General features: G+C 44.4%; 9 protein-coding genes. 3 read left to right on the top strand and 6 right to left on the bottom strand.

Annotated elements, in window-relative coordinates:
- Positions 1-65: 65 nt before the first annotated feature.
- Positions 66-857, top strand: coding sequence for a TetR/AcrR family transcriptional regulator (locus SPEA_RS01755; protein ID WP_012153595.1), 792 nt, complete (start codon positions 66-68; stop codon positions 855-857).
- Between the two features lie 172 nt (positions 858-1,029).
- Positions 1,030-2,121: a branched-chain amino acid aminotransferase gene (locus SPEA_RS01760; protein WP_012153596.1), complete on the top strand. Its 1,092-nt coding sequence runs from the start codon at positions 1,030-1,032 to the stop codon at positions 2,119-2,121.
- 97 nt (positions 2,122-2,218) lie between these two features.
- On the opposite strand, the gene SPEA_RS01765 is transcribed toward SPEA_RS01760, so the two are convergent.
- From SPEA_RS01765 to SPEA_RS01790, 6 genes are all read right to left on the bottom strand, one after another.
- On the bottom strand, positions 2,219-2,617 hold the full coding sequence (locus SPEA_RS01765; RefSeq protein ID WP_012153597.1) for a hypothetical protein: 399 nt from the start codon (positions 2,615-2,617) through the stop codon (positions 2,219-2,221).
- 287 nt (positions 2,618-2,904) lie between these two features.
- The gene (yihG, locus tag SPEA_RS01770) at positions 2,905-3,855 is read right to left on the bottom strand and encodes a 1-acylglycerol-3-phosphate O-acyltransferase, YihG family (protein ID WP_012153598.1); all 951 of its coding nucleotides are present in this window, start codon (positions 3,853-3,855) and stop codon (positions 2,905-2,907) included.
- Positions 3,856-3,862: 7 nt separating this feature from the next.
- On the bottom strand, positions 3,863-4,768 hold the full coding sequence (gene yihG, locus SPEA_RS01775) for a 1-acylglycerol-3-phosphate O-acyltransferase, YihG family (protein ID WP_012153599.1): 906 nt from the start codon (positions 4,766-4,768) through the stop codon (positions 3,863-3,865).
- 213 nt (positions 4,769-4,981) lie between these two features.
- Positions 4,982-6,430 carry an EAL domain-containing protein gene (locus SPEA_RS01780; RefSeq protein ID WP_223296552.1) on the bottom strand — a complete coding sequence of 483 codons (1,449 nt, stop codon included), beginning with the start codon at positions 6,428-6,430 and terminating at the stop codon, positions 4,982-4,984.
- A 393-nt stretch (positions 6,431-6,823) separates the two neighbouring features.
- On the bottom strand, positions 6,824-8,344 hold the full coding sequence (locus tag SPEA_RS01785) for a YifB family Mg chelatase-like AAA ATPase (protein WP_012153601.1): 1,521 nt from the start codon (positions 8,342-8,344) through the stop codon (positions 6,824-6,826).
- A 376-nt stretch (positions 8,345-8,720) separates the two neighbouring features.
- Positions 8,721-8,918, bottom strand: coding sequence for a hypothetical protein (locus SPEA_RS01790; RefSeq protein WP_150102195.1), 198 nt, complete (start codon positions 8,916-8,918; stop codon positions 8,721-8,723).
- 78 nt (positions 8,919-8,996) lie between these two features.
- On the opposite strand from SPEA_RS01790, the gene SPEA_RS01795 reads away from it, so the two are divergent.
- On the top strand, positions 8,997-10,712 hold the full coding sequence (locus tag SPEA_RS01795) for a KAP family P-loop NTPase fold protein (protein WP_012153602.1): 1,716 nt from the start codon (positions 8,997-8,999) through the stop codon (positions 10,710-10,712).
- Positions 10,713-10,863 lie beyond the last annotated feature (151 nt).

Consider the following 10,863-nt stretch of genomic DNA (forward strand, 5'->3'; position numbering starts at 1 on the left):
TATCTATAATCCGTAATTGTTACCAGCGCATAATTAGCTGAATTCGATATACAGGTTTTTTATAGATGAAATGTCCCACTGAAGCATTGCCTATGATGCGCTGCAATCAGATACTAGATGCGGCTGAGCAGCTGATTGAGTCGCAAGGTATTGTCTCGTTTAAGTTCTCGCAACTCGCGAAAGAAGTGGGCTGTTCCACCGGTACCTTATACAAGTTTTTTGAGCGCAAAGAAGACGTGTTAGTCTGCTTGTTTTTGCGTAGTGCGACCTCAAATCACTTGCCGATATTTATTAACAAATATCCCGATTTAACCGCTCAAGAGAAAGTGCTGCTACCGATTTTGTTTACATTTGAGACCATCAAACGCAGTAAGAGTTTTTTTACTCTGCGTTCGGTTTCGGTCAATACCATGGTGTGGCAACTGGCCAGCGACGAGAAAGTGGATCGCTTCAAAAAGCGTATCAATGCGTTTTGGGGCTGGTTTACCGACTCGCTTAATGAAGCCGTAGCTAAGGGCGAGCTTGATGCGACGCCATTGCAAGTTAAAGAGTTAGTGCAGGGGATCACCTTCTTCTTAACGGGCTCGCTAACCCAATTTGAAAGCCAGTTAATCGCCCCTGAGTACTTATCTAATCGTCGTGAGACCTGCTACCGACATTTAGCCCGTTTAATGGGGCAATATAAGTGGGCTAAGCCACTTACCCCTGAACTGTTTGACTCGCTTGAGAACAGAAGCTCGAGCTTCTTCGATAAACACTATCGTGATCATATGAGCTGCAGCGCCTGTAGCGCCTTGTCCTGCTCCCCCGCTAATAGCGAAGCGCCTTGCCTACACAAAAAAGTCAGCGCTGCTTAAACAACTTCTTTTTAAATATAAAAAGCCCTTATTTAATGAGGGCTGGCATCGTCATTCTTAGGTAATATTTTTCCGTTCTTGGTTATTGAAGAACTTGAAGCTAGCCCCCGTTTTGCTTGACTTTTTTATGACCACTGATAGGCTGCTCAGTCAGTAATCAAGGTGGTATACAATGCAAATAACTTATAATTTAAAACCTGCGTTAGAGCGCCGTACCGAGCAATTTAAGCCGACAACTAATGTAGGCTTCGGTAACCTCAGAACTGACCACATGTTTTTAATGGATTATCGCGACGGCGAGTGGTGTGATCCAAGAGTCGTTCCCTATGGCCCATTTCAAGTCGCACCGGGTGCCATCGCTCTACATTATGGTCAGTCTGTATTTGAGGGCGCAAAAGCCTTTCAACATGACGACGGTGAGATCTACACCTTCCGTATCGATAAAAATGCCGAGCGCTTAAATCGCTCTGCTGACATTTTGTGTATTCCAGCGCTGCCTGAGCAGATGCAGGTTGATGCCATCAATGCCTTGATTGATGTCGATCGTCTATGGTTTCCGATGCAGGAAGGGGCTTGCCTGTATATTCGTCCGTTTATCTTTGCCACAGAAGATCGTCTATCGGTTAGTCCGAGCGAGCAATACACTTTCTGCGTAATATTAAGCCCAAGCGGGCCTTATTACAGCGATGGCTTCGATAAGGCGATCCGTTTATTGATCAGTGAGCGTTTCCACCGTGCAGTTTCGGGTGGTACTGGCGCATCGAAGGCTGCGGGTAACTACGCGGCATCACTAAAAGCGGGTAAGGCGGCTGCTGAATATGGCGCCGCGCAGGTACTTTACCTAGATGCTAACAATAAGCAGATTGAAGAAGTGGGCGCGATGAACCATTTTCACGTGCTTAAAGATGGCACCATTATTATCCCTAAGTTCACCGACACCATCTTAAAGTCGATTACCTCACAGTCTATTCTCGATTTGGGTGAGTTACTGGGCTGCGAAGTACGCCAAGAGACAGTGATGCTGGAGCAGTTTATTAGCGACATAGAGTCGGGTGAGATTATCGAGGCGGGCGGTTTTGGTACTGCGGCCGTGGTATCGCCAGTGGGTTCTTATATCTTTGAAGATAACCGCATCGTAACCGTTGGAAACGGTGAAGTGGGTGAGCACACTAAGCGAATTTACAAGGTATTGACCGATATTCAGAAGGGGCTTATTCAAGGTCCTGCAGGCTGGGTACAGTACGTTAAGCGTGTGCAAGCTTAGCCTTCACTTAGCTGACCAAACCCTGCAGAAGGCTCCTTATGGGGCCTTTTTTATGGGGGGCTCTTTTTAAGCGCCACTCTTTTACAGTGCAGCTCTTTTAAAGTGCAACAAAGGTGTTAACCATCACTGCTTGGCGGCTAAAGTTTTTCGCTGTGGGGTAAAATTGATAATCGCTTACACCTGTTAGCTTCTCTGCGGGGATCTTAGTTCCATCGACCGTGCTAATCATACTGACCTGTTGCATAGCCCCTGAAGCGTCAATGATAAAAGAAACCGCATAGTTGGTTTTCTTTTGTGGGCTAGCTGCTGATTGGGGGAATATTTGTTGCCAGCTGATAAGGGTGTCTTTTGTCACCCAGAAGTAAGCCATCTCGCTACCGTTGAGTTTTAACGGGGATTGCGTTGCGTGGGAAGGGGGTTGATTTGCACAGCCCACGCCATTAAGCAAAAACAGGGCGATGAATAAGACACGAGCTCGCTTAAAGTTGTGATACAAAATAACACCTTTGTTACGGTTTGGTGAAGTGTAAAGGCAAGTTATCTGTTATCACGGCCTACGTCTAGTCAATTGGTTGACATGCTCTAAGTATGTGCAGGTTTTTGTAGTGTAAACTCGTAAGCTTGTAGGGATAGCTTGGGTGATTACTCGTCAGTTTTAGATAAAGCGGTGGTGTATAGCGGGGGAGTTAGGTTTATGAGCTGTTTGATTTGGGCGTGATTTAATTGACGAAAGCTGGAACTGAATAGGGAGTTTGGCTTACCTATTCAGCTGCAGCTCGGGTTTTACTGATGTTTTGAGGGGCTTGGCTTTTCGATAATATGCTCGCTAGATGGATTATGTTTAAGCATTAGATGGTGGATCTCTTCATCTTTCCTTCCCCAGAGTTCATTGAGCCAGCGCTGGAAGTCAACGCGGTAAGCGGCCTCTGAGAAATAGCGCTTATTATCGACCTCTGGTACCGGTAGTACTTTTACCCGCACCACAATCTTATGTAAACGGCCATGCATCACTTCAACCAAGGCATCTTTTTTAAATACGTCAGGATAAAGCACGGTGACGTCGAGTACGTTGGTGAACTGCTCACCCATGGCCGATAGAGCAAAGGCGATGCCGCCTGCTTTAGGCCGCAGCAGATAACGGTAAGGTGAGTCTTGGCGAGCGTGTTTTTCTGCGGTGAAGCGACTGCCCTCGACGTAGTTGATAATCGAGGTGGGCATGTTGCGGAATTTTTTGCAGGCCCGGCGAGTCGACTTTAAGTCTTTACCTTTAAGCTTAGGGTTTTTCTTTAACTTAGCAGGACTAGTTCGGGTCATAAAGGGCATATCCAGTGCCCAGCAACCTAGGCCCAAGAAAGGCACGTACATGAGTTCTTTCTTGAGGAAAAACTTGAGCATAGGAATATGGTTACGCAGCACATAGGTCTGCGCCGCAATATCGAAACCACTAAGGTGATTACTGATCAGCAGGTACCAACTATTCTTATCTAGGTTTTCTAACCCTTCTACATCCCACTCAATGTCAGCGAGTAGATATAAAATACCGCCATTACAGCTAGCCCAAGCCCACATGAAACGATTCATGATATGGGTTAAGCCGATGCGGGCGGCGGTAAAAGGCAGTAGCAGTTTGATGATGCCGCCTATGCTAATCAATGATGCCCACAAAACCGTATTGATGATTAATAGCAGGGTGCTTATGAAATATAAGATAGGTCCAGGTAAAAAGTTCAACATCTTGCTCTTATGCCTCTTCTCGGGTTTTTTCTGCTTGTGCTAATTGGGCTAGTACCTGATCTTTTTGTTGCCAGATAAGGTTTAACTCTTGCTGGAATTGTATTTTGAATTGGCGGTCTTTGCTGTAATCTCCGCGTAGTTCATCACTAATGTTATTCACCGTTATATGAACTCGAACTTCTTTGACTTGGCCACTAATGAACTCCCAGTAGGTCGGGATCTTACCGGGATAGTAGATAGAAACGTCCACTAATTTATCAATATGCTCACCCATAGCCGATAGCGCAAACGCCATGCCGCCCGCTTTAGGCTTGAGTAGGTGGTTGAAGGGAGAGTTTTGCTTACTATGTTTACCCGGGTGGAAGCGGGTGCCCTCAACAAAGTTCATTACACTGACGGGTTTGTTCTTGAATTTGGCACAAGCCTTACGAGTGATCTCGATATCTTTACCGCGTAGCTTAGGGTTTTTCTTTAATTGCGCCGTGCTATAGCGACGCATAAATGGAAAGTCGAGCGCCCACCAGGCAAGTCCAAGCACAGGAACGAAGATCAGCTCCTGCTTTAAGAAGAATTTTAAGAAGGGGATCTTGCGATTTAAAATACGCTGCAAGATAAGAATATCTACCCAAGACTGGTGGTTAGCAATAACCATATACCACTCTTTGGTAGACAGCTGGGTGTCACCTTCAACAGTGAGCTTGAATGGATGCAGCAAGTTTTCGATAACCCCGTTGACGCTGATCCAGGCACTGGCACAAAAATCGAGAAAGTAGGTGCAAGCCTTGCGAGTCCAAGCTAAAGGAATGAGTTTGAAAATACTCATTACTAATATGGGAGTCACCCAAAATAGGGTGTTAATAAAATAACAGAAAAAGGCGAAACTTCCCCTAATGCGTGACACTATCGCACCCATCCAGAACCTCGAGAAAAAAATTGGAGACCTATAGTACTCGTTGTCAGGTTTTGTCTCAATCTAGATGTTAAACTTTGGCGGTTAACTCATGACTAAATTAGTGCTTTTGGGGAAGTTTGTTGATTATTATTAGGGTATTATGCGGGGGTGGCTGAATAATACTAACTGCGCCAAGCCCCAGCATATTGCTAGGGCTTAGACAGAGTGAAATGGTTAATGGCTGAGTAAATAGGCTCTCAGTTCCGTAGCCGGTAGGGCCTTGGAGTAGAGCCAGCCTTGGTGTAGATGTACACCTAACTCTTTAAGCAGTTCAGCTTGCTCTTCGGTTTCAACCCCTTCTGCAATAAGAGAAATATTTATCTCTTTAGCAATGGCAACATATGAGCGGATAACGAAAGGCTGGTTATGTTCATTCGATAGCAGTTTAGTAAATGCCTTATTGATCTTAAGGCAGTCAAATTCTAACTGCTGTATCAGCATGCCACCACCATAGCCGATGCCAACATCATCTAACTTGATGCGACAACCAAGCTGTTTACAGCCTGAAATAAATTCAAGCATCTGCTGCCAAGACTCAACTGGCTGGCGTTCGGTGAGTTCGAAGCATAACTGATCAACTGGATAGCCATTGTTGGCCAAGTACTGCAGATAGGCTAGAACTTGTCCCTGCTCAATCTGTTTGGCACTGATGTTGATGCTGCATCTGGAGATCTGATTACTCTTTAGTAAGGATTTAAGCTCGCTTAGTGCAGTCTTTATCATCCACTTCGTCAGTAGTGGCATGACTGAGTCTTGCTCTAGTATTTTGATATAGCTGCTAGTTTTATGCCATTGGCCGTTTTTCTTACGCCATCTTAATAGGACTTCGACGCCAAATATTTTTTCGTTTTTGGTATCAACAATAGGTTGATAAGCTAGAGAGAAAGCTTCCCTTTTTAATCCAGATTTAAAACGGCGATGCCAATAAAACTTAATTACACGGTCACGAAGCAGATAGCCAATACTTGCTAAAAGTGCAGCAGGCAACATCAGCAGTAGAAATACGGTTAACCAAAGCAGGTTTCTGGCTGATTCATTGGTGATTAAGGTGTAGTTAAATTGTGAGTCTTTGGCCTGGTACTCGATACTAGCAAACGGATTCGCATCAGTGTTTTGACTGACCCAATCATGACCATTTACCTTAATATTGATACCGCCACACATTTGGCAATCTGCTAGGACTCTATTAATGGCGGCTGTAGATTGTACCGGCACAAAAATCTTGGCAGCGCCGTCTGTCGCGATAGCATAAATCATTTTCTGCTTATTGATGGTATTAATGTTTGTTGCCTTGACGAGTCCATAGCCATCAATATCACTGCTTAATAGTTTTCCGCCAGGTGGGGTTGGCCATCGACCGATCGCCGAGCAGATAATGTTCTCGTCATTGAACTTCACCCAAGGCACAGGTTGATCACTCTGTATAAATAGCTTCAGCTTGAGCAGCTTGATGGTCTCTTCAGAGCAGTGAGTCTCTTGCTTTTTTTGTAGCATCGCCAGCACTTCACTCATCTGTGATTTTGCGGCTATTAGTCTTTGCCCGTATTCATGCTCAAGCTTGATTGCAACATCAGTAAGTTGACGTGTTAGCAGATAATGGCTAAGGCCTAGTGATACAGCCATTAATACAATTAAAATAAGGCTAGCTGTAAGGGATATTATTGCGTATTGACTGTTATATTTGAATTTACTAGGCATGGCCATAATTTATTAACTACAAGGAACAATTAAATAAAAGATGATATTAGTGAGCCAGATGATGACTATAAATACAGTAAAAACAAACCCTTACTATTTATTGCTCGCGTTTATAGGTTGTTCTGATTGCGCGAATGCTATAAAAACGGTGGCTAAGTAGGATCAAAGTAAATAAATGTTTGCTACTTCAATATCATCAAGTTAACGAAGCTGGCGGAATTTACTGCAAACTGGCGTCGGATTCAACTTATTTGTGTCATGACTAATAGATATTCGATTTTAAGATATCTCGGCTGCTGCAAATGAACTGCATAGTCATTATTGGCTAGACAGTGAGGCAAGTAATCTATCCATGGCGCGGTACCCTAACGCCTGGGCGATATGGGCGCGGCTGACGTTATCTTCCTGTTGAAGGTCGGCAATGGTGCGGGCCACCCGCTGTAGGCGGTGATAACTACGCACCGATAAGCCGAGCCTATGTACGCTTTGCTCTAAAAAGACTAAGTCATCATCGCGAAACCTAGCATCTTGTTTGAGTTGCTTGCCCGTGAGTTCACTGTTGAGCACACCAGAGCGAGCGAGTTGCGTTTTTCGTGCTTGTTGTACCCGTTTGGCTATTGTTTCACTGGTTTCGGCTTGAGTGTTTTGACTGTTAAGAGAGCCTAAAGGCAGTTTAGGCACATCTATGGTGAGGTCGAAGCGGTCGAGAAACGGCCCAGACAACTTTGAAAGATAGCGTTGGATCTGCTCATTACTAGCCCTAGCATTATCGGTATCACCACAGGGGCTAGGATTCATGGCAGCGATTAACTGAAATCGACTGGCAAAGGTCAGCTTTGCAGCCGCGCGCGAGATACTCACTTCACCTGTTTCCATTGGCTCACGTAGGCAATCGAGTACTTTTCTAGGAAACTCAGCTACCTCATCTAAAAACAGAACGCCTCTATGGGCTAATGATATTTCACCGGGTTTAGGCTGGGCACCGCCACCCACCAGAGACACCGCCGAACAGGTATGGTGAGGGCTTCTAAAGGGGCGGCGATAGAAGCTATCGGGTTTGATGTTGTTACCCGCGACGGAGTGAATGGCGGCAACTTCCAGTGCTTCGTCGTAGTTCAATTTAGGTAATAGCTGCATCATGCGGCTGGCGAGCATGGTCTTGCCTGTGCCGGGAGGCCCTAGTAACAACAAATTATGGTTACCCGCAGCGGCAATCTCTAACGCTTGTTTAGCCTGATATTGGCCTATAACCTCACTTAAACAGGAGGTTTTAGGCTCTGAACTCTGTGTTAGCCATTCGAGGTTAAGATCGATACTCGGCAGTTGCGATTGGCCGTGCAGATACGCAGCCAGTGATTGCAGATGGGTAGCGAAGCAGACTTTCTCGAAACCGACCAGCTCGGCATCTTCACGATTATCAATCGGCAAGACTAAGGTGCTATTTTGCTTGCTGGCTTCGACTATCACAGGCAGTAGGCCTTGGCAGTAACGGATATGGCCGGTTAGCGCTAGTTCGCCGACGAATTCATGTTGCTCGACAGATTTTGCAGGGATCTGTTTCGAGGCGGCGAGGATACCGATGGCGATAGGTAGATCATAGCGGCCACCTTGTTTGGGGAGATCCGCTGGCGCTAGGTTAACTGTGATGCGGCGCATGGGGAATTCAAATCCGGCGTTGATGAGTGCGCTTCTCACACGTTCTTTGGCCTCTTTGACTGAGGCTTCGGGCAGTCCTACTAGGTTGAATGCGGGCAGTCCGTTGCTGAGGTGGACTTCGACGGTGACAGGTGGGGCTTGGACGCCAAAGCTGGCACGGGTGGCAATACTGGCTATGGGCATAAACAAATCCTTTTGTTTTATGAGGTTACTTTGTTGGATAGGGGAATCCAATTTTCCCTTTGTTTTGGTTCTGGTTAAGTTTAGCAGTTATATGGGGTTTGTTATTTTTAGCTCAGATTGTGGGGGTGTGGAATTTCATTCCACGAAGAGGAGGGGAGTTAGACTTCGTCTAACAATTACTATTATCAAGCTGCGCTTGATAAACCTCATGGAATTTCATCCCAGCCTAAGACTACCAAGCTGCGCTTGAGCTTTACGTTAGACAGCGTCTAACAATTAACGTCGTGGCGCTTCGCCCACACCCGAGCCAAGGGGGAAAGCGCTTGTCCCCCTTAACAAACCCTCAGCGCCCCGACGAAGTTGTTGATCCTCATGCTTATGGATAAATTGCTAACGCTTCCGATGGGGCATCCTGCCCCGCGAAAGCTACGCCGACATCCCTGTCGGCATCACGCAATTTGTTCCAACGCACTTCGGCAACTCCGATGGGGTAAGGAGTGTTTCCTGTTAGTTTTAGAGGAAGGTTAAAAAAAGTGTTCTTATTTTCTTGATTTAACATCATTTGTTCATTCAAGATGTTGTTTTTGTTTGCTAAAAATATTGATGGGTAAGATACTCTCTGCTTACCTAATCATTCAATGTAAGAGAACTTATGAAGTTAGATATTAGTTTTGACTGGTCGAAGTCACTTCCTATTGAAGGTGGAATTCAATCTAGCGAGGTTCTCCCACCAGATCGCTTGAATAGGAAGAAATACGCTGAGTTCATAGCAAAGTTTCTAGTTTCCCAAGGCTACGACTCTAAAAGCTCTGAGCGTCATAACTATGTTCTTAACTTGAATGCGGAATGGGGGGCGGGCAAGACTTATTTTCTTAAGCGATTAGCTGAGGATTTAAAACCGCATCATCCGGTTGTATATATCGATGCGTGGAAGCAAGATTACTCTGACGACCCATTAATGACAGTTATCTCATCCATGATTAGCCAGTTAAGAAAACAAGCTGGAAAGAATGCAGATGACAATATTTATAAAGCTCCCAGAAAGATGATGGCTTTACTAAAGGCTGCGACTCCAGCAATCGTCGGCGGTATGACTAAGAAGTTTTTAGGTATAGATCATTTAGCAATCATGGATGCTGTTGGAGATGAAGATGATATTGGTGCAACTCTTAAAGATGAAAATGGAGAGGATATTTTTGATGAAGACGGCAAGCCTATCGATATGGGCCCTGCTGCATCTCTGTTAGTTAAGCACTTAATTGATGAGCATGACGCAAAAGCTAAATCGATAGAGAACTTGAAGGTCCATGTTAAGGAGTGGGTTGAGGCAGTAATTGGGTTAGATAATGCTAAGCACAAGGATGTAAATAGGCGATTATTTCCAGCATTCATATTTGTAGATGAGCTTGATAGGTGTAGACCTAGCTATGCCGTTGAAATGCTTGAAACTATCAAACATATTTTTGATATTCCAGGTGTAGTCTTTGTTGTTGGAACTGATACTGAGCAGCTTCAGCATGCTGTAAAAGCTATCTATGGAGAAGGTTTTAATGCGAGAAACTATCTAGGCCGTTTTTTTGACAGCCGTTTTACTTTAAGGCAGCCGAATATTGAGAATTTGCTTGAAGTACATTGTGATGACAACAAATTATCAGGAAGCCACTTTCGAGATTTGGATATAGTGGTATGGCCGGAAAATGATTCATCTGAAATCAATATTACAAATATAGCCACTATTATTAATTGCTTTGATTTGTCCGCAAGACAGGCTATTCAAATAGCTAATCGGACCATAGCAATGTTAGCTAATTTACCTGCGGGTAAAAAAGTTGATATCTTAATGTTGACTCTCTTGCTTTGTATCAGGGAGAAGGATGATTCAATTTATGAGGATATTTTTTCTACTCCATTTAGAAGAGCCGAAGGTGGAACAAATGTAGATTTGCTTTCGTTTTTAATAGAATCCTATGAATTTGAAAATAAAACTATTTTGATGGATTTTGATCCCAGAGTTAAATTTCCCAAATTTAGAGCTTATTATATTAATGAGCATTCTCATGGCGTGTATAAGGCTTCTTTAACCTATTATCTTGGGCTCTTTACAACTTTTTTTGGGCATTCATATGACGGAGATATGATTACTTTTTTAGATTGTGATGATGAAGAGCCTGAATCTAAGATAGAGAAACTTCTAGAAGAGCTACGAATTTCTAATCCATGTACTGATGGTTTTGCATTTCCAGAGGAGCCTGCAGCCAACTCTTGGTTAGGCTGTATGTATTACCATGAAGAAATGGAAAAGCTAAAACCAAAAGATTATAAAGATCTTGTAGAGTTATCATCATCACTTGACTGGCTCGATGATTAAATTATTCAGAGGTTGGGCTAATACCTTAGGTTTTTAGGCATGACTCCTAAGGCAAGCTATTCCGCTTGTCTAACCTAGTGTAGATACGGCTGAAGCCTTCGGTTTCAGGGATGAAACCGCAGAGCGGCTAGGGATGGCGTAAAGCGTGCTT

It is taken from the genome of Shewanella pealeana ATCC 700345 (assembly GCF_000018285.1).
GTDB lineage: Bacteria > Pseudomonadota > Gammaproteobacteria > Enterobacterales > Shewanellaceae > Shewanella > Shewanella pealeana.